This is a genomic window from Shimia aestuarii (genome assembly GCF_022814865.1).
In the GTDB taxonomy this organism is placed as follows: Bacteria; Pseudomonadota; Alphaproteobacteria; order Rhodobacterales; family Rhodobacteraceae; genus Shimia; species Shimia aestuarii_A.
In genome coordinates, this window is the sequence record NZ_JAKVRD010000002.1 from 73,973 (window position 1) to 99,116 (window position 25,144).

General features: G+C 62.1%; 17 protein-coding genes. 7 read left to right on the forward strand and 10 right to left on the reverse strand.

Features of this window, described 5'->3' with window-relative positions; genetic code table 11:
* Positions 1-6 precede the first annotated feature (6 nt).
* Complete coding sequence (dapD, locus tag MK745_RS02460; protein ID WP_243611694.1) at positions 7-834, reverse strand: 2,3,4,5-tetrahydropyridine-2,6-dicarboxylate N-succinyltransferase; 828 nt, start codon at positions 832-834, stop codon at positions 7-9.
* Positions 835-1,005: 171 nt separating this feature from the next.
* Between dapD and MK745_RS02465 the strand changes: the two genes are divergently transcribed.
* Entirely contained in the window at positions 1,006-1,848 is an 843-nt protein-coding gene (locus MK745_RS02465; RefSeq protein WP_243611695.1) for a TIGR00730 family Rossman fold protein, read from the forward strand.
* A gap of 44 nt (positions 1,849-1,892) precedes the next feature.
* Here MK745_RS02465 and MK745_RS02470 read toward each other — a convergent pair whose 3' ends face one another.
* From MK745_RS02470 to MK745_RS02485, 4 genes are all read right to left on the reverse strand, one after another.
* Positions 1,893-2,102, reverse strand: coding sequence for a hypothetical protein (locus MK745_RS02470; protein ID WP_243611696.1), 210 nt, complete (start codon positions 2,100-2,102; stop codon positions 1,893-1,895).
* Between the two features lie 304 nt (positions 2,103-2,406).
* On the reverse strand, positions 2,407-3,594 hold the full coding sequence (gene rlmN / locus MK745_RS02475) for a 23S rRNA (adenine(2503)-C(2))-methyltransferase RlmN (RefSeq protein WP_243611697.1): 1,188 nt from the start codon (positions 3,592-3,594) through the stop codon (positions 2,407-2,409).
* A gap of 85 nt (positions 3,595-3,679) precedes the next feature.
* Complete coding sequence (locus MK745_RS02480; protein WP_243611698.1) at positions 3,680-4,327, reverse strand: Hint domain-containing protein; 648 nt, start codon at positions 4,325-4,327, stop codon at positions 3,680-3,682.
* A 103-nt stretch (positions 4,328-4,430) separates the two neighbouring features.
* Positions 4,431-4,970 carry an invasion associated locus B family protein gene (locus MK745_RS02485; protein WP_243611699.1) on the reverse strand — a complete coding sequence of 180 codons (540 nt, stop codon included), beginning with the start codon at positions 4,968-4,970 and terminating at the stop codon, positions 4,431-4,433.
* A 166-nt stretch (positions 4,971-5,136) separates the two neighbouring features.
* On the opposite strand from MK745_RS02485, the gene MK745_RS02490 reads away from it, so the two are divergent.
* Entirely contained in the window at positions 5,137-6,141 is a 1,005-nt protein-coding gene (locus MK745_RS02490) for an asparaginase (RefSeq protein WP_243611700.1), read from the forward strand.
* A gap of 150 nt (positions 6,142-6,291) precedes the next feature.
* On the opposite strand, the gene serB is transcribed toward MK745_RS02490, so the two are convergent.
* A complete protein-coding gene (serB, locus tag MK745_RS02495; protein ID WP_243611701.1) occupies positions 6,292-7,167 on the reverse strand; it encodes a phosphoserine phosphatase SerB in 876 nt (291 codons plus the stop codon).
* A 234-nt stretch (positions 7,168-7,401) separates the two neighbouring features.
* Between serB and MK745_RS02500 the strand changes: the two genes are divergently transcribed.
* The 4 genes from MK745_RS02500 (at position 7,402) to MK745_RS02515 (ending at position 12,352) form a co-directional block, all read left to right on the forward strand.
* Positions 7,402-8,547, forward strand: a complete 1,146-nt coding sequence (locus MK745_RS02500) for a phosphoserine transaminase (protein WP_243611702.1) — start codon at positions 7,402-7,404, stop codon at positions 8,545-8,547.
* A gap of 96 nt (positions 8,548-8,643) precedes the next feature.
* A complete protein-coding gene (serA, locus tag MK745_RS02505; protein WP_243611703.1) occupies positions 8,644-10,239 on the forward strand; it encodes a phosphoglycerate dehydrogenase in 1,596 nt (531 codons plus the stop codon).
* Between the two features lie 91 nt (positions 10,240-10,330).
* A complete protein-coding gene (locus tag MK745_RS02510; protein ID WP_243611704.1) occupies positions 10,331-11,059 on the forward strand; it encodes a metallophosphoesterase family protein in 729 nt (242 codons plus the stop codon).
* Between the two features lie 117 nt (positions 11,060-11,176).
* A complete protein-coding gene (locus MK745_RS02515; RefSeq protein WP_243611705.1) occupies positions 11,177-12,352 on the forward strand; it encodes an acetyl-CoA C-acyltransferase family protein in 1,176 nt (391 codons plus the stop codon).
* A gap of 100 nt (positions 12,353-12,452) precedes the next feature.
* Here the strand turns inward: MK745_RS02515 and pbpC are convergent, their stop codons facing one another.
* Positions 12,453-14,492 carry a penicillin-binding protein 1C gene (gene pbpC / locus MK745_RS02520; RefSeq protein WP_243611706.1) on the reverse strand — a complete coding sequence of 680 codons (2,040 nt, stop codon included), beginning with the start codon at positions 14,490-14,492 and terminating at the stop codon, positions 12,453-12,455.
* Positions 14,489-19,918 carry an alpha-2-macroglobulin family protein gene (locus MK745_RS02525; protein ID WP_243611707.1) on the reverse strand — a complete coding sequence of 1,810 codons (5,430 nt, stop codon included), beginning with the start codon at positions 19,916-19,918 and terminating at the stop codon, positions 14,489-14,491. The genes pbpC and MK745_RS02525 overlap by 4 nt, the downstream gene beginning before the upstream one ends.
* Positions 19,919-20,058: 140 nt before the next feature.
* Here MK745_RS02525 and MK745_RS02530 point away from each other — a divergent pair, with 140 nt between their 5' ends.
* Positions 20,059-22,245, forward strand: coding sequence for a response regulator (locus MK745_RS02530; protein WP_243611708.1), 2,187 nt, complete (start codon positions 20,059-20,061; stop codon positions 22,243-22,245).
* Here MK745_RS02530 and yaaA read toward each other — a convergent pair.
* Both yaaA and recQ read right to left on the reverse strand, forming a co-directional pair.
* Positions 22,242-23,015, reverse strand: a complete 774-nt coding sequence (yaaA, locus tag MK745_RS02535; protein ID WP_243611709.1) for a peroxide stress protein YaaA — start codon at positions 23,013-23,015, stop codon at positions 22,242-22,244. The genes MK745_RS02530 and yaaA overlap by 4 nt on opposite strands.
* A 31-nt stretch (positions 23,016-23,046) precedes the next feature.
* Positions 23,047-25,098 carry a DNA helicase RecQ gene (gene recQ / locus MK745_RS02540; RefSeq protein ID WP_243611710.1) on the reverse strand — a complete coding sequence of 684 codons (2,052 nt, stop codon included), beginning with the start codon at positions 25,096-25,098 and terminating at the stop codon, positions 23,047-23,049.
* Positions 25,099-25,144: the final 46 nt, after the last annotated feature.

Consider the following 25,144-nt stretch of genomic DNA (forward strand, 5'->3'; position numbering starts at 1 on the left):
CGCAGATTAGTCGCGCAGAAGCTCGTTAATAGAGGTCTTGGAGCGGGTCTTGGCGTCGACGCGCTTGACGATCACGGCACAGTAGAGGTTCACACCGTTCTTCGACGGCATCGAGCCCGCAACGACAACCGATCCTGCCGGAACTTCGCCATACATGACTTCGCCGGTCTCGCGGTCGACGATCTTGGTCGACTGGCCGATGAAGACACCCATGCCAAGGACCGAGCCCTCGCGCACGATACAGCCTTCGACCACCTCGGAGCGTGCCCCGATAAAGCAGTTGTCTTCGATGATCGTCGGACCGGCCTGCATCGGCTCGAGCACGCCGCCAATACCAACGCCGCCAGAAAGGTGCACGTTCTTGCCGATCTGGGCACAGGAGCCCACGGTCGCCCATGTGTCGACCATCGTGCCTTCATCGACATAGGCGCCGAGGTTCACGAAAGACGGCATTAGCACAACGCCCGGTGCGATATACGCCGATTTGCGCACGATGCAGTTCGGCACGGCGCGAAAGCCCGCGTCTTTCCATTCGCCGTCACCCCAGCCCTTGAATTTGGAATCAACCTTGTCCCACCAGTGGCCGCCCTGCGGGCCGCCGTCTTGCTGTTCCATGTCTTTGAGACGGAAACCAAGGAGCACGGCCTTCTTGGCCCATTGGTTCACGTGCCAATCGCCGCTCTCGAGCTTCTCCGCCACCCGCAGTTTGCCCGAATCGAGCGCCTTCAACGTTGCCTCGATCGCTTCGCGCGTCTCGCCGCCGGTCGACGGCGTGATGGTATCGCGCACGTCCCATGCGGATTCGATGGCTTGTTCCAGTTGGGCATTCGACATGTTCTTTTCGCTCCACTGTTAAGGATTCGAGACTTCATAACGGCAAGCGCCCCTGCCGTCACCCTGCCAAAACGACCTATCAGCGCTGCAAGAGACGTAACAGCCCTGTCACTGGCGTTGTTGCGCCGGACGCGGTAGGGCTTGGGGGAATGTGAACGTAAGGGTTTCCCAATGTCCAAGGACCGCAAGCATCCCCTCTCCGATGCCCATCACGACCGCAGCCGCGCGAGCCACGTCCCCGAGACGCCGCAATCGCGCTCACCTTCCTATCGGCTGGCCTATGACGATTTCGATTTCCTCTGCCGGGACGAATTGCGTCCGGTGCGGCTGCAGCTCGAGCTGCTGAAGCCTGAATTGCTCATGCAGGAATACGGCATCGAATCGACCATCGTCCTCTTCGGTGGCGCCCGTATCCCCGAGCCGTCCAAGAAAGATGAGGCCCGGACCAAGACGCTGGCCGGGTTGTCGCGCTACTACGACGAAGCCCGCGAGTTCGCCCGCCTGATGACCCTCAATGGCGGCGAGAACAGCGCGCGGGAACATGTGATCGTGACGGGCGGTGGGCCCGGTGTGATGGAGGCGGGAAACCGCGGGGCGGCAGATGCTGGCGGTGTCTCGATCGGCCTCAACATCGTTCTGCCGCATGAACAGGCGCCCAACCCCTACGTGACGCCCGACCTCTGCTTTAACTTCCACTATTTCGCCATTCGCAAGATGCACTTCCTCATGCGCGCCGAGGCGCTGGCGATCTTCCCGGGCGGGTTCGGGACGATGGACGAACTCTTCGAGAGCCTCACCCTGATCCAGACCGGGCGCATGAAACAAGTGCCGATCCTGCTTTTCGGGCGGGAATTCTGGAAGTCGATCATCAACTTCGAAGCGCTCGCCGATGCCGGCACCATCAGCGAGGAAGACCTTAGCCTGTTCCGCTATGTCGATACGGCACAGGAAGCGGTCGACATCATCCTCAACTGGGGTGAGGCAACGCGGCGCGGGGATATCCCGGGGCGCTAAAGCGTCACGCCGAAATCTGTGTCTCAGATTCTTGGCGGACCGCTTTAATGGATGTGCGCAGGCAGAACGCCAAGCTCAACGCCTTGCGGAAGTTTGGTGACAACCTGCGCACCCTTCACGTCCTTGATCGCATAGCCATAGCCTGCAAGGCGGAATTTCCATTCCCGCGGTGAAAGCGCCTTGGCGCGTTCGCGGGTAATCAGGTCAAGAATGGGCGTCTCGATCATTGCGCCACCGATATCTGCTCGTGCCATCGTTCAATCCTCCTCGGGATCTTTATTGTTCACGATGAGGAAACTGATTGTTCATCGGGGCGGAAATTCACCGGAAATGGGGAAAGTTTGAGGCAGGCAACGCCCCCTTAACTTTTTTGCTGCGCAATGAGCAGGCGGTACAGGCTGAGGAGCCGATGACCGCCCAAGGAGAAGCCGCCCTGAGCTCCATTTGGGGCCCAGGGCGCATTCGACTTCTTCTTGGTGGAAATACCTCGGAGCGCGAGGCAGAGCCTCGCATCCGCGCGCCCTTCAGGGCGCGCAATCCCTGCGCGCCGCAGGCGCTCTATTTAAGACCGGCTTCTGCCTCGATCTGCTTGCGGGATTTGCGCGCGCGCTCGGTCGCGGATTTGAGCTGGCCACAGGCTGCCATGATGTCATCGCCGCGCGTCTTGCGGATCGGCGAGGCATAGCCCGCTTGGTACACGATATTGGCGAACGCGCGGATACGGTTGTTCGAGGATCGCTTGTAGGGTGACCCGGGCCATTCGTTGAACGGGATCAGATTGATCTTGGCGGGGATATTGTGCCGTTTGATATGCTCGATGAGGCGATGTGCATCCTCGTCGCGATCGTTTACCCCGTCGAGCATCACGTATTCAAAGGTGATCCGCTCGGAGTTCGACGCCTTGGGATAGGCCGCGAGCGACTCGAGCAGAGTCTCGATGTTCCATCGCTTGTTGATCGGTACAAGCACATCGCGCACATCGTCGGTCGTCGCGTGGAAGGAGACCGCCAGAAGACAGCCGATTTCTTCGGCCGTTCGTGCAATCTCGGGCACCACGCCCGAAGTCGAAAGCGTGATCCGGCGCCGCGACAGGGAAATCCCTTCGGGGTCCATGGCGATCTTCATTCCGTCGCGCACGTTCTCAAAGTTATAAAGCGGCTCGCCCATGCCCATGAGCACGATATTGGACAGAAGCCGCGTCTCATCTTTCGGTGCGCCGCGCTCGGGCCATTCGCCAAGATCGTCTCGGGCCATCATGATCTGGCCGACGATCTCGCCCGCTGTCAGGTTCCGGACGAGTTTCTGCGTGCCAGTGTGGCAGAAGGAACAGGTCAGGGTGCAGCCGACCTGTGAGGAAATGCAGAGCGTGCCGCGATCCTCTTCGGGAATATAGACCACCTCGACCTCGTGTCCGCCCGCAATCCGCACAAGGTATTTGCGGGTGCCATCGGTCGAGACCTGTTTGCTCACCACCTCGGGGATCTCGATCGAGAACTTCTCTTCGAGCATGGCGCGATAGGGTTTGGCGAGGTTGGTCATCTCGGCGAAGTCGCGCACGCCCCATTGGTAAATCCATTGCCAGATTTGCCCGGTACGCATCTTGGCCTGCTTCTCGGGCGTGCCTGCCTCGATAAGCGCGTCGCGCATTTGGTCGCGGGTGAGCCCGACAAGGTTTACCTTATCGCTCTCCGGCAGTTTGCGCGGAATGGTCATTACGTCCTGCGTGACGGGGGCGCGGGTGGTCATAGGGTCTCTCGGGTCTCAGGAAATCAGGCGCGGTGCATACACCATTAACAGGCAAATGCAAAGATTCCTAATCTTGCCGCCAGTGTCAGGCGCGCTTTTGCCGGGAAAGCACCGTGCCTGTCTCGCTTTCACTTAGGGCGCGCCGGGACGGTGCGCCGCGCCCCGCAAGGCGTTCGAGATCGGGAAAGAGCGAAAACATCGCGTCTCGGCCGGTGCAGGTCAGACTGGCAATCGCGTGCTCTGGGCGGCGGCTTTCGATCTGAAGCCCATCGGCGATGATGATCTCGGGTTGATCGAAAAGGAGCACGGTATAGCTCGGCTCCGGCAGGTAGGTCACTTGCGTGATGCCGCTCCACCCGGCAAGCGCGCGCGCCGGAACAAGCACCTCGTGGCTCGCAAAGAGATCACGGAACTCAGTGCCACGGAGCCAAATGCGCTGATCCGGGGCGAGATAGAGATCGCGCACCGGCAGGTTCCGCCCAAGCGCGTGGCGCGGGATGAGGATCGGGGTATCTTCAGGCGATAGGCGGGTCTCTGCGGTGACTTCCCCACGCCAGCGCAGCGGCACAAGGCCACGATCCCGCGACACAACCTTGTCGCCGGGGCGCAGGGCTTCAACGGCGATTTCGCCGCGTTGGGTTGCGATAAGGGTGCCATTCAATACGGCCTGAAGCCCCGTCAAAGAGACGGAGTCCGAGTCCTGTCTGGCGGCGAGGGTCGCCGGGTCCTGCACTGCTCTGCCTCCCGTTGGCGGTTCGCCCGGCCTTTGTCGGCCGATGTCCCCCGCGGTGGCATATGGGGTGCGCGCCCGTGTTTCCGGGCGTCGCGGTGGTCTTTTACTTGCAGCGTTTCTCGGCGTCTTCGACCGATGCGGTGAAGCCGAGAAGCGAGAAGGTATCGACGGTCTTGGTGCCGCGCGACGAGCGGGCGGTCAGAACGGCCTTGGCGCCGCGTTTCATCGCGGTCACGATCTTGGCGTCCTCGGCGGTCGAGGCGGGCCAGGCCCATTCGCCTTCGGTAAAGAGTTCGAAATCGGTGCCATCGACATCAAGGTTCACGGTCGAGCCCTTGGCGAAGGGATAGCCCCCGGTAAACCCGACCTGCCCGGAGACATTCACGCTCGGGCGAAAGACGACCATCATCAGGATGTCCGAACGGCGCACCGCGACGACACGACCTTCCTTGGTGTTGACGGTTTCCTTGGCGGTTGAGACGGCCCAGCATTCTTTGGGCTCGTTCTCAACGAAAACGCTCCAGTCGGTGACGGCGTTGACCTGATTGTCGCTGCTTTGTTGCGCCGATGCGATGCCTGCGGTCAGCGCGAATGCGGCAGTGATGCCAGCCTTCATACACGCGTTCACGATACGTGATCCCATAATTCACAGCCTCCAAGCTGTTCTTGCCTCTGTCGTCCCACGGTCCGAATTTGTTTTCGGTATGTGCTGCGGGATATTTTCTTCTCGATCAAGTCACATTAGCCTGATTTGGGCGGCAGGGAAAAGACCTGTCGGCACAAATTTGCCTGAAACAGAGGGGTTTGGCATGGCGGGAGCGGTTCCCTTGGTCGAAATCTGGCGCGGTCCGTTCCTCGAGAGCGTTCATGCCGGTCATGCGGTGGTCTGTAATGCGGGCGGGGAGATCGTCGAGGCCTGGGGCGATCCTGAGGCAGTGGTCCTGCCTCGGTCGTCCTCGAAGATGCTTCAGGCCCTACCGCTGATCGAGAGCGGCGCGGCGGATGCAGTGGGTCTCACACGAGAGCAACTCGCGCTCGCCTGTGCCTCGCATAACGGCGCGGCGATCCATTCCGAACGTGTCACCGCATGGCTTGCCAACCTCGGGTTCAGCGACGCGGATTTCTGTTGTGGCCCGCAAGAGCCGCGCGACATCGAAGCGCGCGATGAGTTGATCCGCGAGGGCAAACCGGTCTGCCGCTACCACAACAACTGCTCGGGCAAGCACTCCGGGTTTCTGACGCTCACAAAGCATCTCAAGGCGGGGCCCGAGTATGTCGCGCTCGACCATCCGGTGCAGAAAGCGGTCAAGGCGGCCTTCGAGGAGGTCACAGAGGAAGACAGTCCCGGCTATGGCGTCGATGGATGTTCCGCGCCGAACTTCGCCGCGACGATGCATGGCATGGCGCGGGCGATGGCCTTCTTTGCTGCCGCCAATCCAGATGGCGACAGGCGGCAAGCGGCGGCGGTGCGCCTGCGCGAAGCAATGGCGGCCTATCCCGAGCTTGTCGCGGGCGAGGGCCGGGCCTGCACCGAGCTGATGCGCGCGATGGATCACAAGGTGGCGGTCAAGACCGGGGCCGAGGGGTATTTCGTCGCCATTGTCCCCGAGAAGAAGCTTGGCATCGCGGTCAAGATCGCCGATGGCGCATCGCGCGGGGCGGAATGTCTCACGGCGGCGCTTTTGGTGCGGCACGGGGCGCTCGACCCGGCGCATCCGGTGGCGCAGAAATACACCCACGGGGCGATCAAGAACTGGGATGGATTGGTGACCGGGCGGATGCGCCCTGTGGAGGGGGTTCTCCCGCCTCTTTGAGACGCGGCAAAGCCGCATCGCAAAGCGTTGGGCATAGCTGGGGGCGCGGCCCCCAGCCCCCCATTTCAATTGGGGGCCAGCCCCCAAACCCAACTTTCGATTGGGGGCCAGCCCCCAAACCCCCGGGATATTTCCGGCAAGAGGAAGAGATCAGGCGGCGAAATCGGGTTTCGCGTAGCCTTGGATATAGAGGAGTGCGGTAAGGTCACCGTGGTTGATGCGGATATCGCATTCGGCAGCGACGGAGGGTTTCGCATGAAGCGCAACACCCGCGCCCGCGAGGTCGAGCATGCCGAGATCGTTCGCTCCATCGCCGACCGCCATCACATCGGCGTGGGCAAGGCCGAGGCGCGTGGTGATGTCCTTGAGGGCCTGCACCTTGGCTTCGCGTCCTAAGATCGGGCGTCCGACATCGCCGGAGAGTTTGCCATCCGCGGTCAAAAGCGTATTGGCGCGGTTCTCGTCAAAGCCAAGGGTGTCTGCGACCCGCGCGGTAAAGGCGGTGAAGCCGCCAGAGACCAGCGCGGCGTAGGCACCATTGGCTTTCATCGTCGCCAAAAGCGCCTTGCCGCCGGGCATGAAGGTAATGCGGGTGTCGAGCACCTTGCCAATGACTGCTTCGTCCAGACCTTTGAGCAGGCCGACCCGTTCGATCAGCGCGCCTTCGAAGTCCAGTTCCCCATTCATGGCGCGGGCGGTGATGTCCTTGACGAAATCGCCCACGCCGGCCTCATCGGCCAGCTCGTCGATGCATTCCTGTTGGATCATCGTGGAATCCATATCCGCGAGGAGCATCTTCTTGCGGCGTCCCTCGGCGGGCAGAACGATGAGGTCGACACCCATGCCCTGAAGTTCAGCCCAAACCTCCCATTGGTTCGCGGGCAAGGTCTCGAGCGGGAATTCGGCGGCTTCGTCCGGGGCGAGCCATGTCGCCTCGCCGCCGCCCCAGGCATTGCGCAGCGAGTCGACCAAGGCCGGGTCGAGCGACGGGGTGGAGGGGGCGGTCAGAAGCGTGGCGATGAACATGGGGGTCTCCCGTGAATGAGTCGCCTTGGGCCTTAGCAAAGGGTTGCGAGCAAGGCCAGCCGTTCACGTGTCGCGGCGGCGAAGTTTCCGATAGGCGTCAGGGCGCGTCGCTTTTTGAGCGCGAACAGTCGCCTTGTGTGCATTTTCCTGTTGTGCGGGCGCAGCATTGGCCCTAAGTCGGTCCGTGGGACACCCCTCCCCAACGAGGGGCGCTTATCTGGAAGGGTAGCACTTATGGCTATGCATCAACCGGCAACGCGGCCGGCAAATCCGCGTTTTTCCTCTGGCCCCTGCGCCAAACCCCCCACATTCACGCTCGATAAACTCGCCGATGCCGCTCTTGGTCGCTCGCACCGTGCCGCTGTTGGCAAGGACAAGCTCAAGGCCGCGATTGAAGGCACACGCGAGATTCTCGGCATTCCTGCGGATTACAAGATCGGCATCGTGCCGGCGTCGGATACTGGCGCTGTCGAGATGGCGATGTGGAGCCTCCTCGGCGCGCGCGGCGTCGAGATGCTGGCTTGGGAATCCTTTGGCTCGGGCTGGGTCACCGATGTGAACAAACAGCTCAAGCTCGACGCCGTGGTGAAAACCGCCGATTACGGCGAGATCGTTGATCTTGCCTCGGTCGATTTCGCCAATGACGTTGTCTTTACCTGGAACGGCACGACCTCGGGCGTGCGGGTGCCGAACGGCGATTGGATCCCGGCGGATCGCGAAGGCCTGACCATCTGCGACGCGACCTCGGCGGCGTTTGCCATGGATCTGCCCTGGGACAAGCTCGATGTGACGACCTTCTCCTGGCAGAAAGTGCTTGGCGGCGAAGCGGCGCACGGGATGCTTATCCTGAGCCCCCGGGCGGTTGAACGCCTTGAGAGCTACACGCCTGCATGGCCGCTTCCGAAGATCTTCCGCCTGACTAAGGGCGGCAAGCTCATCGACGGGATCTTTACCGGCGCGACGATCAACACGCCTTCGATGCTCGCGGTTGAGGACTACCTCTTCGCGCTTGATTGGGCGCGTTCCGAGGGCGGCCTTGAAGGGCTGATCGCGCGGGCCAATGCCAATACCAAGGCCGTGGCCGATTTCGTCGAGATGCATGATTGGGTCGATTTCCTTGCCCATGATCCGGCAACGATGTCGAACACCTCGGTCTGCCTCAAGTTCACCGACGCGCGCATCAAGGACGGTGCCGCCTTTGCCAAGGCCGTGGCCAAGCGCCTCGAGGCGGAAGATATCGCGCTTGATATCGGCGCGTATCGCGATGCGCCTCCGGGTCTACGGATCTGGTGTGGCGGCACGGTCGAGACCTCCGACGTGGCGGCGATGCTGCCCTGGCTCGAATGGGCCTTTGAGGCCGAAATCGAAGCGCAAGCGTAAGCGAGTGCCGGGCGCAAGCCCGGCCTCCGTCATCTATTCCAACATCGTAGTCCGGGCATTTGCCCGGCACCCCGACCCAATCAAAGGACCAAACACATGGCTCCCAAAGTTCTCGTATCCGACAAACTCAGCGAAACCGCCGTGCAGATCTTCCGCGATCGCGGCATCGACGTCGATTTCATGCCCGACCTTGGCAAGGACAAGGACAAGCTCGCCGAGGTGATCGGCCAGTATGACGGTCTTGCGATCCGCTCCGCGACCAAGGTCACGCCGACGATCCTCGAAGCTGCCACGAACCTCAAGGTCGTCGGTCGCGCCGGGATCGGCACCGACAACGTTGATAAGGAAGCGGCGTCGAAAAAGGGTGTGATCGTCATGAACACCCCCTTCGGCAACATGATTACCACCGCCGAGCACGCCATCGCGATGATGTTCGCCGTGGCCCGCCAGATTCCCGAAGCCTCTGCCTCGACCCATGCGGGCAAGTGGGAGAAGTCGAAATTCATGGGTGTTGAGCTTACCAACAAGACCCTTGGCGTCATCGGTGCGGGCAATATCGGCGGTATCGTCTGCGACCGTGCACGCGGTCTCAAGATGAAGGTCATCGCGTATGACCCCTTCCTCGGTCAGGAGAAGGCCGACAAGATGGGCGTCGAGAAGGTCGAGCTTGATGAGCTTCTGAGCCGTGCGGATTTCATCACGCTGCACGTGCCGCTGACCGATACGACCCGCAATATCCTCTCGAAAGAGAACCTCGAGAAAACCAAGAAAGGCGTGCGGATCATCAACTGTGCGCGCGGCGGTCTCGTGGACGAAGCGGCGCTGGCAGAGATGCTTAAGTCGGGTCATGTCGCGGGCGCAGCCTTTGACGTGTTCTCGGAGGAACCGGCCAAGGAGAACCCGCTCTTCAACCTGCCCAACGTGGTCTGCACTCCGCACCTCGGCGCGGCGACCACCGAGGCACAGGAGAACGTGGCGCTTCAGGTCGCGGATCAGATGGCGAACTACCTCCTGACCGGCGCCGTGGAAAACGCGCTCAACATGCCGAGTGTGACCGCGGAAGAAGCCAAGATCATGGGCCCGTGGATCAAGCTTGCCGATCACCTTGGCGCCTTCTCGGGCCAGATGACCGACGAGCCGATCAAGGCGATCAACATTCTCTATGACGGTGTGGTCTCCGAGATGAACCTCGAGGCGCTGAACTGCTCGGTCGTGGCGGGGATCATGAAAAAGGCCAACCCGGACGTGAACATGGTGTCGGCCCCGGTTGTCGCCAAAGAGCGTGGCATCAAGATTTCGACCACGAACCAGGACAAGTCGGGCGCGTTTGATGGCTATATCAAGGTCACCGTTGTGACCGACAAGCGCGAGCGTTCCATCGCGGGCACCGTGTTCTCGGATGGCAAGCCGCGCTTTATCCAGATCAAGGGCATCAACATCGACGCCGAGATCGGCGCCAACATGGTCTATACCACCAACGAAGACGTGCCGGGCATTATCGGCACCCTTGGTCAGACCCTTGGCGAGAACGGCGTCAACATCGCGAACTTTACCCTTGGTCGTGCCGATGTCGGCGGCGAAGCCATCGCGCTTCTCTACGTCGATGCGCCTGTGCCGGCGACGACTCTCGACAAGCTCTGCCAGACCGGCATGTTCGGTCAGGTGAAAGCGCTTCAGTTCGACGTCGAGTAATCACGCGACAACTTCGTGAAATTCTGCGCCGCCCCTGTCCGGGGCGGCGTTTTGCGTTTAGGCAGGAGAGAACAGGACAAGGACCGTTTGCATGACCGCGCCCCTCTACGCCATTGGCGATATTCACGGACAGAAAACCATGCTCGAAGATGCGCTTGCGCGGATCGAGGCGGACGGCGGGCGCGATGCCGAGATCGTCTTTCTTGGCGACCTCGTGGATCGCGGGCCAGAGAGCGCCGGGGTGATTGACCTATTGCAGACGGGCGTGGCCGAGGGGCGCAACTGGACTGTGCTGCGCGGCAACCACGACCGGATGTATTCCTGTTTCATGGAGGAATTGCCCCGGCCCGATCCCTTTGTCCTGCTTGGGATGGATTGGTTCAGCGAGCGGATCGGTGGGCGCAGCACGCTGGCCTCTTACGGGATCGAGACGGACGACTCGTCGCGCTATTTTCAGGTCCACGCCGAGGCGCGGGAGGTGATCCCGCAGGCGCATGTGGATTTCATGGCCGCACTTCCGGCCTATCGTCTCGTCGGGAATCTTCTTTTCGTCCACGCGGGCATTCGCCCCGAGGTCGCCCTTGAGGATCAGAGCGAAGATGATCTCTGCTGGATCCGGCAGGAATTCCTCGACTATCGCGCGCCGCATCCGTGGCTTGTTGTGCATGGACACACGCCGCAGAAGGCTCCTGTGCATGAAGGCAACCGGGTGAACCTCGATTCCGGCGCAGGATATGGACGGCCGATCACGGCGGCGGTTTTCGAAGGCGATCAGGTGCATGTTCTGGAAGAGACCGGACGGCGCGCCCTTCGGCCCTGATCGCGCGGGATTCCGTTACGTCCAACGCGGCTTTGCGAGACTTTCCCGTGTTTCTGCGGGTTTGCCGGAGGCGACGCCGGGCGTAGTGTGTCGCCAACCGAGGAATAGGAGGTTTCCATGACGGATATTGTGATTCTCGACGGTGCACGCACCGCAATCGGCACCTTTGGCGGTTCGCTCGCCGGGACCGCCCCGATCGATCTTGGCGCGACGGCGGCCAAGGCGGCGATGGAGCGGTCTGGCGTCGAAGGCGGCCAGATCGGCCACGTTGTCTTTGGCCATGTCATCAACACCGAGCCGCGCGACATGTATCTCAGCCGCGTGGCTGCGATGAACGCGGGCATTCCCGACACCACGCCGGCGATGAATGTGAACCGCCTTTGCGGCTCCGGTGCACAGGCCATCGTGTCGGCGGCGCAGTCGCTCATGCTTGGCGATGCGGATTTTGCGCTTGCAGGCGGTGCAGAGAGCATGAGCCGCGCGCCCTATATCGTCCCGTCCCAGCGTTGGGGCCAGAAGATGGGCGACGTGCAGACCCTCGACATGATGCTCGGCGCGCTCAACTGCCCGTTCGGCACCGGCCATATGGGTGTCACCGCAGAAAACGTGGCGGATGAACATGACGTGAGCCGCGATGACATGGACGCTTTCGCGCTCGAGAGCCAGCAGCGTGCGGCGGCGGCCATCGAAGCCGGTCATTTCAAGAGCCAGATCGTTCCGGTCGAGGTCAAGGTCAAGCGCGACATGGTCGCCTTTGACACGGACGAGCATCCGACGCCCTCGACGACGGAGAGCCTTGGCAAGCTGCGCCCTGTGTTCAAGAAAGACGGTCGCGTCACGGCGGGCAACGCCTCGGGGATCAACGATGGTGGCGCGGCGCTCGTGCTGGCGCGGGCCGATGCGGCAGAGAAGGCGGGCCTCAAGCCCAAGGCGCGCATTCTTGGCTATGCCCATGCCGGTGTCCGCCCCGAGGTCATGGGGATTGGTCCGGTGCCGGCGGTCGAGAACCTGCTCGCCAAGACCGGGATGTCGATCACCGATTTCGACGTGATCGAATCCAACGAAGCCTTCGCCGCTCAGGCGATTGCGGTCAACAAAGGGCTTGGTCTCGATACTTCCAAGGTCAACCCGAACGGTGGCGCGATTGCGCTTGGCCATCCGGTTGGCGCGACGGGCTGCATCATCACCGTGAAGGCGCTTTACGAGCTCGAGCGGATCGGCGGCAAACGCGCGCTCATCACCATGTGCATCGGCGGCGGTCAGGGCATCGCCATCGCCATCGAGCGTCTCTGATCAACATGTTTCGGCGCGGGGGAAGATCCTCGCGCCGGATCTTTCGCACCACCGCGATACAGACGCGATACCGACGGAATACCGACGTTGGATTTTGTCCCTATTCCACCCAAATATCTGCCCGATCCGCGCGCCCCTTGGCGTCGATGATTGTCACCGTTGAGGCCCCCTTTTCGTCGAACGGCAGGGTGATCTCGCGCCGCCGAATGTCGCTGGCCAATGGGCGACCATTGGCAAGGATCGTATAGGGCAAAGCGCCTGCCCGGACCTTCACCGTAAGCCCCCCTTCAAGCCCCACAAGCCTTGCGCCATTGGGCGGAAAGGTCATGCGCGGGGCGTCTGGGCTACGCTCAAAAACGGCATTGCGCCCTTGGAACCGGCGTAGCGGCTCGGGCAGGTCGGCAGAGCCGAGAAGCAGGGTTTCCGGCGGTGGCGGCCCCAATGGGTCGAGCGCGGGCTTCAGGCGCTGGAAGGCCTCGAACAGCACCGGCGCCGCGACTTCTCCGCCAAACGCCCCCGGCACCGGCGTCCCATCCGGCCGCCCAATCCAAACAGCCCCCACATGCCGCCCGTCATAGCCCACGGCCCAAGCGTCGCGGTGGCCATAGCTTGTCCCGGTCTTGTAGGCGAGGCCGCTTTGCGGCGCGCCGGGTGGCGGGGCGAGGGCAGAGAGGATATGCCCGATTTGCCAAGCGGCAGAGCGGCTTACGACCTGTGAAACAGGCTCTGATACAAGGGTTTTCGACCAATGTAGCGGCACGGCTTTACCGCCGTTCCCAAGCATCGCATAGAGGCGCAAGAGGTCTTCCATCGTGACGCCGACACCGCCCAACGCCATGGCGAGGCCGGGTTTTCCCGTCGGCAGGCGCGGCGTGGCGCCGGTCTTGCGCAGCGCCGACATCAGCCGAGCAGGGCCGATTTGATCGGTGATGAGGATCACGGGGATATTTAGCGACAGGCGCAGCGCCTCGGCCACCCGCAACTCGCCGCGAAAGGCTCCATCGAAGTTCTGCGGCGCGTAAGAGCCAAAGCGCACGGGCACATCGTTGATGAGCGTTTCGGGATGAATGAGGCCCTGATCGAAGCCCATCGCGTAGACCAACGGTTTGAGCGTCGAGCCAGGCGAGCGGAGCGCACGGGTCATATCGACAAACCCTTCGCGGCGCGTATCATCATAGGCGGCAGAACCGACAGAGGCGAGGATTTCTCCGCTTTGGTGGTCAGCGATCATCAGCGCGATAGAGAGCCGATCTCCCGCCTTTTTCATAGTGTCGGCAGCGAGGGATTCCAGCGATGCCTGAAGCGTCGCATCAAGGGTCAGGTCATGGCGTAGGGCGTCCGGAGAGTCGGCAAGCGCCCGGTCAGCCAAATGTGGCGCGAGCGCGGGGAAAGCTCTGCGCCTGTTGGGAATGGCATCACGGATGGCGGCCTTGGCGGTCTCGGGATCGAGGGTGCCACCCGTCAGGCGGGTGAGAACCCGATTTCGGGCCGCGCGCGCGGCCAAGGGTGCACGATCTGGACGCCGCGTTTCGGGGCTTTGCGGCAGGGCGATAAGAAAGGCGGCCTCGGCGGGTGTCAGGCGGGTCGGCTCCTTGCCGAACCAAGCCAGCGTTGCCGCGCGGATGCCTTCGAGATTGCCGCCGAAGGGCGCGTGGGTCAGGTAGAGCGTCAGGATATCGTCTTTGCTGAGGCGACGCTCTATCGCCATTGCGAGGCGCATTTGACGCAATTTTCCGCGCCAACGCCCGGTTGACCCATCTTCGAGCAGCCGTGCGACCTGCATCGTCAGGGTCGAGCCGCCAGAGATAACGTCTCCGCTTAAGAGGGCCTGCCATGCGGCGCGCGCGAGGGCGATGGGATCAACACCTACGTGCCGGTAGAAGCGTTTGTCCTCGTAGGCAATCAACATGTCGAGATACCGCCGATCCACGCGATCCGGCGTCGCGCCAAGGCGCCATAGCCCGTCCTCTACGGTATAGGCGCGCAGCAGAGCACCATCGCGGTCGCGGACCTCGGCAGAGGTTGCGCTTAGGAGAGGGGGCATCTCGGTCGCGTCGATCCAGTCGTCAATCGCATCCCGCCCGGCCGCGCCAAAAAGTAGCGCGGCGACAAGTGCAAAGGGGGCGAAGCGGCGGATCATTCGGCCACCGTCACCTCGCCGCTGGCGGTATTGGCGCGGTACTGCGGGCGATACATATCCTCGACCGAAGCGGCTGGATGATGGAACGTCCCCGGCGACACAGCGCGCAGCATGTAGGCGAGGCGGAAGCTCTTGTCCGAGCGCCAATCCACTGCGGCAAGGAAGCGATCCGAGCGGAACTCGGCGTTCTGTGTCGCGGCGGGTTTGAGCCAGTCGAGTTCGCGGATATCGCCGCTTGCCAGAAGGTTGGGATTGTCGATCTCGAACCCGGCGGGAAGCGGGTCGTTGACCATGAGACGCGCGCCGCCTTTCTCGAACGGTGTCACGGTGAGGACGGCGACGAGGCGATCCCCGGATCGGGCGCCGTCGAGCGTTGCCGGTTGGCCATCGGTGGTGAAATAACTGCGCTCGATCGAATAGCCATAGCCCCCCGCCGTGAGCGGGTAGTTCGGCACACCAAGTGACGTCACGGTCAGGTAGGTATCGCGCTCGCCTTGATTGCTGATGAGGAGAGGATCAAAGGCCAGCTCGTTCTCGAAGCTTCGGATGAGCGGGCTGTCCTGTGTCGCGCCGTTGACTGTCAGGGCGCCGCTTGCGCTATCTTCGATGAGAGCGTTTGCCGCCATCAGGGACCAAACGGATTCCTGGGTCGATAGAGACCGATCCGCGTTGCCGATGCGAGCCGAAAGGCGGTCGCGGTCGATACGGGCGCTTCCTGCTTCCACGGCGAGGGTCAGGAGGCCCGCTGTATCGCGCAGGTTTGTGCCATAATCGACGCGCCAGAGCGGCTTTGACGCATCCTGCATCCGCCCGTCCATCAGGCGCGATGCGATATCGAACATGCGGTCCGCGCGGGTTTGGTCGCCGTAGAAGGCAAGCGCTGCGCCAATCTGAGCGGCGGCGAGCGGCGTGGCGAAGGCCTCGGCCTTGACGTCTGCGTAATAGCGCAGATCGCCCATATTGGCCGCGCCTTCACGCGCCAAGACCATCAGCGCATAGGCAATGTCTTCGCCGCCCTTGTCGAAGTCGGGCGCATAGTTCACCCGGTTGCGCAGGTTGTCGAGCGCGGTGCGAAAGGCGCGATCCGGCACGTCATAGCCTTTACCGCGTGCACGGCTCAGGAAATCGGACACATAGGCATCGAGCCAGAAATCGCCCGATCCCGCGCGCCAGAGACCGAAGGCGCCGTTGCTTGCTTGCCGGGTGAGAATGACCGAGATGGCGTCGTCGATGCGGGATTGCATCTTCTCTTCTGCGCCCATGCCGAGGGCGTTGCTCACAGATTCAAAATAGAGCAGCGGAAGGGCCTTGGAGGTGATCTGCTCGGTGCAGCCATACGGATAGCGATCCAGCGTGCGCAGGAGGCCCGGCGCATCGAAGCGGGCGATTGGGCCAGCGGAGATCACCGCGGACCCTGTGCCGGGGCGCAGATTGGCAAAGAGGTTCGCGTCGAGCATGAAGCTGTCGCCCGCCGCGAGAGAGAGGCGCTGTGTCGTGCTGATTTCGGGATCATTGGCGCGCACAGGTAGCGTCAGGGACTTCACCAGTTGCTTGCCATCAGGCGTTGTCAGGGCGATGCGTAGAATATGGTCTCCGACTTCCGAGGCCCGAACCGGGATCGAAAGCTGTTCCGTCGCGCCTTTGTCGAGGCTAAGGCCAGAAGGCACGGAGCCTGCGAGCGTCACACCCTCGCCAGAGACATCAAGGCCCATTCGACCGGTTGCGCCTTCGACATGGGTCAGTTCGAGAAGCAAGCGGCTTTCATCACCGGGGGCAAGGAAGCGCGGCAGGCTCGCGGTCACGACGACCGGATCGCGGACGATGGTCTCGGTATCGGCTTGTCCAACGGCGGACGGCGTCCAAGCGATGGCCATGAGGCGGACAGAGCCGTTGAATTCAGGCATGTCGAAGGAAATTGTCGCCGTACCTTCCGAGCCGATTTCGACCGGCCCTTCAAAATAGGCGACGAGTTCTTCGGTCGGGGGCGGGGATTGGAACGAAGCCCCTGCCGCCGCATCACCGCCAGAGCGCAGCGCGCCCATCTCGCCAGAAAGACCGTCGATCAGGCGGCCATAGATATCGCGGATCTCCATGCCAAGGCGGCGCTGGCCGAAATAGTGATCGGACGGATCGGGCGATTTGAAACTGGTCATGTTGAGGATACCGACATCCACCGCCGCGAGCGTCACGTAGGCCGTTTCGCCCTCAGCGATACCATCGACACTGACCACGACGTCAAGCGGGCCGCGCGGGGCGGCGATCTCGGGGGCGTCAATCGACACAGCGAGCTTCTTGTCGCCGGGATCAATCGAGGCATGGGCAAGACCAAGGGCGCGGGATGGTGTTTGTTCGGCCTCTGCATCCGCCGGACGCAGCACCGAGGCCGTCACGTAGGCGCCGGTGCCCCAATCGTCGGTGACGGGCACGGGGATGAGGTTCTCGCCCTCATCGACCTCCACCGCCTGCATGGCGATGAGGCGGTTGGACATGATCGAGACGAGCGCCGTCCCGGCAAAGCGCGGCACAACCCGGAGCATCGCGGTCTCACCGGGCTTATAGGCCGGTTTGTCGAGCGATAGTTCAAGCATATCGGGCGTCTTGCTCGTATCGGCGGGGACATACCAACCGGCGTAGAAATCGGTCGAGCTTGCGACATATGGGCCGGAGGTGGTTTCGACGACGAGCTCATATTCGCCCCAGTCTACCCCGGCAGTAACCTCGACGGGGGCATCCCCGAGTGTGATATCACCGCCAGCGATCCGGGTCCGGCGCGTAAGCGGCTCCCAGTCCCAATTTCCATAGCGATGATACCATTGGTAGGTCGTGCGCACGCGGTTGAGTGTCCATTTTACCTGCATCGGTGCGGTGTGGCCGTCGGGGTGCACGGCGGCGAGTTCGAAGCCTGCATCGCTACCTTCGCGCACGACACCCTCGTCAAAGAGCGGTTTGATCCCGATCAGGGGCGTATCAAGGGCGATTGGCGCTGTCTCACGACGTTCCACCGGCCGGCCCGAGCCTTCGAACACACGTGTTGTGATCTGAAGTTCGAGGGGGCGTCCGCTTTGCTCTGTGTCCGGGATCGGCAGGTCCAGGAGGGTTTGACCGTTGGCGTCGGTCTCCTTGGCCGAGAAATACTCGGTCCGTGCGTTGAAGCGTTCGTCGTGACGGCCAAAGTGGTAACCCTTGTAGCCCTCAAGCGTGTCGCGGGCGCGCAGGGTGGCCTGTCCCTCGACGCGCAAACCAGCTCCCGGTGCGCCGAAGAGATAGCGCGCGTCGAGTGTCGCCGTGGCGGGCCTGGTGCGGGAAAGGGGCGTTTCGGACAGGGTAAGATCAAAGTCGATCCGCTCGGGCAGGAAGTCCTCGACCAGCAGTTTTTCAACCGCCAGCGGCGCCGCTTCGGGGTCGCTCAGGATCGCGAGCTTCCAAGTGCCACGCGGCACGGTAGCACCCAATGGGAAGGAAAAGACATGCCCGCCTGCAGCCTCGGCAGAGGAAAGGCGACGCGCATATTCAACCCCATCGGGGCGGGTCAATGTCGCGGTGAGGGGCAGGTCCGTGAGCGCTTTGGCAACCGCATCGCGGGCCAGTGCGGTCGCGTGGATTGTTTCTCCTGCGCGGTAGGCGCCGCGATCCGTGGCAAGGAACACATCGACAGGCGGGGCGGGCGGATTGCCCTCGACGCCCCGGTCCGAAAGATCAAAGGCCGGATCAGTAAGCGACAGGAAGGAGAAATCCTCGCCGCTCTCCATCAAGAGCATTGCGGGAGCTTGGCTTCCTTTGCCGCGGATCAGACCTGCCTCAAATAGGGCATAGCCGTTGGCATCCGCTTGTGTCGTACCTAGAACGCGATTGCTTCGCGACAGAAGGGTCAGCTTGGTCTCTGACAGTGCAGAGGCGTTCGACAGGGCGCGCAGCATGACGTGAAGCCCGTCCGTCCCCGAAAGCGTGGTTGCACCGATATCGGAGAGGATGAACCATTGCGTCGTCGCGGTTTCGTCATAGCGGTCCGCACCGGGAAGATCCGCCGTCAGGGCATAGAGGCCGGTCGGCAGATCCTTGATGATATCGCCCATGGGAAGGCGGGTCGTCATGTCGATGTTGAGCGTGTTCTCAACCATGCCTTCGCCGGTCCAGACGTCCTCGGCGATATCGCTGCTGAAGCTGTCCATCTGCCAATGGCGCAGGGGTTGGCCGAAATAGTCGTCTTGCAAGGTCCGCAGAATATTGCGGTCGCTCACGCGTTGAAGACGTAGCGTGATGGTGTCGAGGTTGACGGTTTCGATGGGAAGACCTGCTTCTTCTGTGCGCGGTAGAACGTAGGCGCGACCGGGGAAGCGCACCGCCGGAGAGCGATCGCGAACATAGAGCGTCAGTTCGGTATCGCGGGCCAGAGTTTCGCCGCTTTCCGCCGGAAGCCCTTTGCGGAAGGTCAGGCGATAGCGCTCGCCGTGCGACACGCCAGTGACACAGATGCGGCGTTCTTCGGCCTCGACGGCAAGGCGCTGATCGGGCAGGCGCAGGTAGGTGGCATAGTCGACGCCTGCCTTGACGAGCGGTTCATTGAACTCGGCACAGATGCGCGGTTCGGCAAGGTCGCTTTCGACGCTATGTTCGCTAATCCGGAAGCCGTATTTGGCGATGGCCTTGTCGAGCGCGGAAATCACATCATCTCGGGGCTGGATCGCTTCGGCGAGGCGGAGAACGTTCAGGCTCTGGCGGCCTTTGCCAGTTTCCTCGAACATCTCGGCCATGACCATGAGAGAGGAAACGCGCGCCGGATCGTTCGGGGCTCGAAGATAGGCGTTGATGCTTCCATAGAGGGCGCGGCGCAGGTAACGGTTCTTGTCTTTCTGGCCGGGCGCGACTTCGCGATTTAGCCGCGCATATTCGAGCCAAAGATCGCTCTTGTCGGTCTTGGCAACCGCCGCTCCGGTCCAGCGCATGGCATTGAGCGTATCGCCATCGGCGCGTCGCTTCTGGGCGGCGTCGAGCAGGGCTTCGACAGTCCACGGGCCACCGGCATGGATGCGACCGATCTGTTCGGCCTGTGACCGGGCCTCGCGCCAATCATATGCGGACAGAAAGGCAAGATCGGGCGCGCGGTTCTGACCAAGGGCGAGTGTCCGTTGATCTGTTTCGAAGATCTCAGCAGAGATGGCGCCTTCGTAGGGTTGGCGGTCAGAGATATTCTTCTTGGGAAAGCAAGATCCGGCGCGGGAATTGAAGGTAAACGCCTTGCACTCGGAGTTGGCGATGCAGGCTTTGCTACAGGCTTCGAAGGTTGTGTCGAATATATTGGTCAAATCCCCGCCGTAGAAATCCACATCCCGGCTCACAATGGCCCGCCGTTCGGGGATCATATCCTCTTGGGCAAAGGCGAACTGAGCCGTGAGAAGCCCAAGGACGGTCGCGAGAAAAAGGCGCATATCACTCTCCATGAAACAATGCGCGCATGGTGGCATGTGTGCCGCCACCGTGGCAACGATTCCTCCGGTCGGGTTTAAGCCAGTCTTTACCCGTTCACGCCAAATATGAGTCGGCGAAGCGGGGAAGATCGGTGGCGTAGATGACGTTGACGCATAAACTGGCGGAAGAAAGGCGGGCGCGGCTTGCGGCTGAGCGGTTGCTCGACCTCAAGCAGGCAGAGCTATTCGCCGCCAACCGGAAGCTCGGGCTTCATGCCGAGGCACTTTCGAACGAGATCGTCGAGACACGCGCCGAGGTCGAGACCGTGCGAGACGAAAATCAGCGCGTCAAGACCGATCTTCTTGCGGCGAATGAAAAGATAGAGATCGCGGAGCGGCGGCTCTGGCTCTCGATTGAGACGATACAGGACGGGTTTGCCTTTTTTGATGCGCGCGATCGGATGATCGGGGCGAACCACGCCTACCTCAAAGTGTTCGATGGCGTCGACGAGATCAAACCCGGTGTGTCTTACACTCGGATTCTCGAGGTCATCACCGAAGAAGGGGTCTTTAACATCGGGGATGAACGCCCCGCGGATTGGCGTGCCAAGATGCTGGCGCGGTGGCATCAGCCTGCACCGCCGCCGATGACACTCCGCCTCTGGAATGGGGAGTATATCAAGCTTATCGACCAACGCGGACACGGCGGCGACATCGTGAGCCTTGCGCTCAACATCACGGAAACAGTCGCCTATGAGGCGAAACTCAAGGCGGAACAGGCCCGTGCCGAGGCGGCGAGCCGCGCGAAATCGGCGTTTCTGGCCAATATGAGCCACGAAATTCGGACACCGATGAATGGGATCGTGGGGATGGCGGACCTGTTGAAAGACAGCGCGCTCAGCGACGAACAGGATTTGTTCGTGCAAACCATCAAGAATTCTGCCGAGGCGCTTCTCGTCATCATCAACGATGTGCTCGACTATTCCAAGATCGAGGCCGAGAAGCTTGTTCTGCATGCCGAGAGCTTTGATCTCGAGCGCTGTATCCATGAGGTGATGACGCTCTTGCAGCCAACGGCGCGAGAGAAGGGGTTATCTCTGGTCGTGGACTACGATCTGTTTCTGCCGACCATGTTCGTCGGGGATCCGGGGCGTTTGCGGCAGGTGATGACCAACCTTTTGGGCAACGCGGTCAAGTTCACAGGGGCGGGCCATGTCCTTGTGCGGGTCGTCGGGACAACGGACACAACCACGGGACATTGCGAGTTGCACATCACCGTGGAAGATACCGGGATCGGCATTCCCGAAGACAAGATCGAGCACATCTTTGGCGAATTCAATCAGGTGGATGATGAGCGCAACCGCCAGTTCGAGGGGACCGGGCTTGGTCTGTCGATCACCAAGCGCTTGATCACTCTCATGGGCGGCGAAATCTGGGTCGACTCGGTCGCCGGGGAGGGGGCGAGTTTCGGTATGCGCGTGACCTTACCCGTGGACGAAGACATGTCCCTCGCCCCGCCGGAGCTGCCACCGGATATCCGCAAGGTGCTTATTGTGGATGATAAGGCGATCAATCGCACCCTGCTTCAGAAACAGATGGAGCAGATGGGGGCGCGGGTCAGCCTGTGCAGCAATGCCGCAGAGGCAGGCGATCTCGTGTCCGGGGCGGATCTTGTCCTTGCCGAGGAGGCAATGCCACGGGTCGGTGGCGCGGCATTGGTCGATGCCTTGCGAACGCAGGGGTGGGGCGGGCCGATTATCCTTCTAAGTGATAATCCGGCTCGGTTCGGTAGCGGCGGCGGCGAAGCAAAGGTCGCGCTTCTCAAGACGCCAAGCGTGCGGCGGGCCTTGTTCCAGAAGATACATGATCTTTGCCAAGGCGGCCCTTTCACAGACGCAGCGACGGAGGGTGCCGAGGTCGTCTTGGCGCCCGAAGGGCGGCGCATGCGTATTCTGGCGGCGGAGGATAATAAGACGAACCGGCTTGTCCTGAGCAAGCTGCTCAAGTCGCTCGAAATCGATCTCAGCTTTGCGGAGAACGGGATTGAGGCGGTAGAGGCGTTTCAGACAGATCGTCCGGATCTCATCTTTATGGATATCTCCATGCCGAAGATGGACGGCAAGGAGGCAACGCAGCGCATTCGCGAGATCGAAGGCAACAGCCGAGTGCCGATTATTGCGCTCACGGCGCATGCGGTAGAGGGCGACGAGGAAGGTATCCTCGCCGCCGGGCTCGATCACTATTTGACCAAACCGCTGCGTAAGGATCAGATATTCAACGCAATCGCGCTCAATTGTCCGCCGGGGGCGTGCGATCCCTTCCCGGATGTGGCGCGGCCGACGGGTTAGGCTTCGGGCGTGTTGCGCAGAAAGACCCAGCGGTCGCCTTCAGACATGTCGGGCTGATAGGCATAGCCGCCAAGGTCAAAGTCCTTGAGGCCTTCGGGGTCGGTCAGGCGGCGCTGGATGATGAAACGCGCCATAGAGCCGCGGGCTTTCTTGGCGTAGAAGCTCACGATTTTTGGGAGGCCGCCCTTGTCCTCCATAAAGACCGGCGTGATGACACGCAGGTTCAGCGCGTCGAGGTCAACCGCGCCGAAGTACTCTTGGCTGGCGCAGTTGACGAGGACATGGCTGCCGGTGTCTTTCGCCTGTGCATTAAGTGCGCTGGAGATCTGGCTCCCCCAGAATTCATAGAGGTTCTTGCCGCGCGGGTTTTTGAGGCGGCTGCCCATCTCGAGGCGATAGGGCTGGATCGCGTCAAGCGGACGCAACACGCCGTAAAGCCCTGAGAGAATGCGCAGGTGGTCCTGCGCCCACGCCATTTCCTCCGCATCAAGCGACGCGGCCTCGAGGCCGGTATAGGTATCGCCTGCAAAGGCACGCACAGCGGGGCGGGTCGCGAAGGCGTCCGGTTCGGCTTCGAAGGCCTTAAACCGATCATAGTTCAACGTTGCGAGATTGGCGCTAAGCGACATGAGCTTTTGCAATTGCTCGACGGAGAGGTCGCGCGCAGCCTCTGTCAAGGCGAGGGCCTCGTCCTGAAAATCCGGCGCGGTGGTGCGGGCCTCAACCGGGTTCCAATCGAGCTTTTTGGCGGGCGACACGACGACGAGCATTGACAGAGACTCCTTAGATTTCGAGCGAGACTTAGCTCGCCTCCCGCACGGCGTCCAGAAACGCCGCGCCAAATCGCTGCGCCCGTTTGTCGCCGAGAAGGCGCGTCATGCTGCCTTCGTCTTGGGGACGAGTATTGGCGACCTTCGCAAGAAGCGCGGCGGAACAGGACATGGGCTTGTCGATGCCGTCGGGACCGCGTGCTAGATCGGATTGGACCTCAAGGAGGCGATCGTAAAGCGTCCCGGCATCGCGCCCGGCAAGCTTGCGGCGCGAGGGGTGCAGTGCCTCGGCCTCACCAACGATCACTTCGAGGAATGCACCGCCATAGGAGGCGAGTTTTTTTGCACCGACGCCGCCGATCCCGGCCATCTCGTCGAGGCTCTGGGGCCGCTTTTCGGCCATTTCAATCAAGGTGCGGTCGTTGAAGATGATATAGGCAGGGACTTTCGCCGCCTCTGCGAGAGCCCGGCGTTTGGCTTTTAGCGCAGACAGCAGCGGCGCATCCTCATCACTGACCAGGGCCTTGGCGGCGGGGCGCGACGGCGCTTTGCGGATCGTATCGCGGCGCAATTCGATCGTGGCCTCGCCCTTGAGGATCGGAAGCGCAGCATCGGTCATGCGGAGGCCACCGTGACGCTCGGGATCAGGGCGCATGAGGTCATGGCCCATCATTTGTCGAAAGATCGCCTGCCACTGGCGTTTGTCATACTCTGTGCCGACACCAAAGGTTGGCAGGCCGTCATGGCCCCGGTCGCGCACCTTGTCGGTTTCGTTGCCGAGGAGCACGTCGATCAGATGGCCCGAGCCAAACCATTCCCCGGTCCGCAGGGCGGCCGAAAGCGCTTTGCGCACGGCGGTGGTGCCGTCAAAGACATCAGCGGGCGTATCGCAGAGATCGCAATTGCCACAGGAGACATCGGTTTCGCCGAAATAGCCGAGAAGCGTTTCACGGCGGCAATGGAGGGCCTCGGCAAGACCAAGGAGGGCGTTGAGGCGGGCATGATCGGCGGCGCGGCGTTCTGGCGGGGCAAGGCCCTCGTCGATTTGCGATCGGCGCAGGCGGATATCGTCTGGACCGTAGAGAGTCAGGGTCTCCGCAGGCGCGCCATCACGCCCGGCGCGGCCGATCTCCTGATAGTAGGCCTCGATGGATTTCGGCAGGTCCGCATGCGCGACCCAGCGGATATCGGGTTTGTCCACGCCCATGCCGAAGGCCACGGTTGCGACGACGATCAAGCCGTCCTCGCGTTGAAACCGGGCTTCGGTTTCGCGGCGGGCATCCGGGTCCATGCCGCCATGGTAGTGGAGCGACAGATGACCCGCCTCGCGCAGTGCAGCGGCGAGGCTTTCGGTCTTGGCGCGGGTGCCGCAATAGACGATGCCCGACTGCCCTTTGCGGGCGTCGGCAAAGTCGAGGATCTGGCGACGGGGGCTGTTCTTGGCCTCGAAGGCGAGGTGGATATTGGGCCGGTCAAAGCCGCGTAGGAAGGTTTCCGGCGGCGTGCCGTCAAAGAGTCGGGCGACGATTTCGTCGCGGGTCTCGGCGTCGGCGGTGGCAGTGAACGCGGCAATCGGCACATTAAGGGCGCGGCGTAATTCGCCGATCCGAAGATAGTCTGGGCGGAAGTCATGACCCCATTGGCTTACACAGTGGGCCTCGTCCACGGCGATTAGAGAGACACCGATACGGCGCAACATGCCCATCGCGGCACCGGAGGCGAGCCGTTCCGGGGCGATGTAGAGTAGTTTGAGGCGCCCCGCCTCGAGCGCGTCCCAAACAGCGGCGGTCTCTTCCTCAGTGTTGCCAGAGGTGAGCGCGCCGGCCTCAACGCCCGCTTCGCGCAGAGCGCGAACCTGATCGCGCATGAGGGCGATCAGGGGCGAGATCACGACGGTCACACCATCGCGCACCAATGCCGGAAGTTGAAAGCAAAGAGATTTACCGCCACCCGTGGGCATGATCGCGAGAACATTCTCGCCCCGCACCACGGCATCGACGATGTCCTCCTGGCCGGGACGGAATGACTCGAATCCGAATACGTCACGCAGCAAAGTGGCGGCGGCCATGGAAGTCCTGCTCATGTTGATCGACTGCTCTTGGGCGGCAGTTTTTCATATTGCCGCGGGC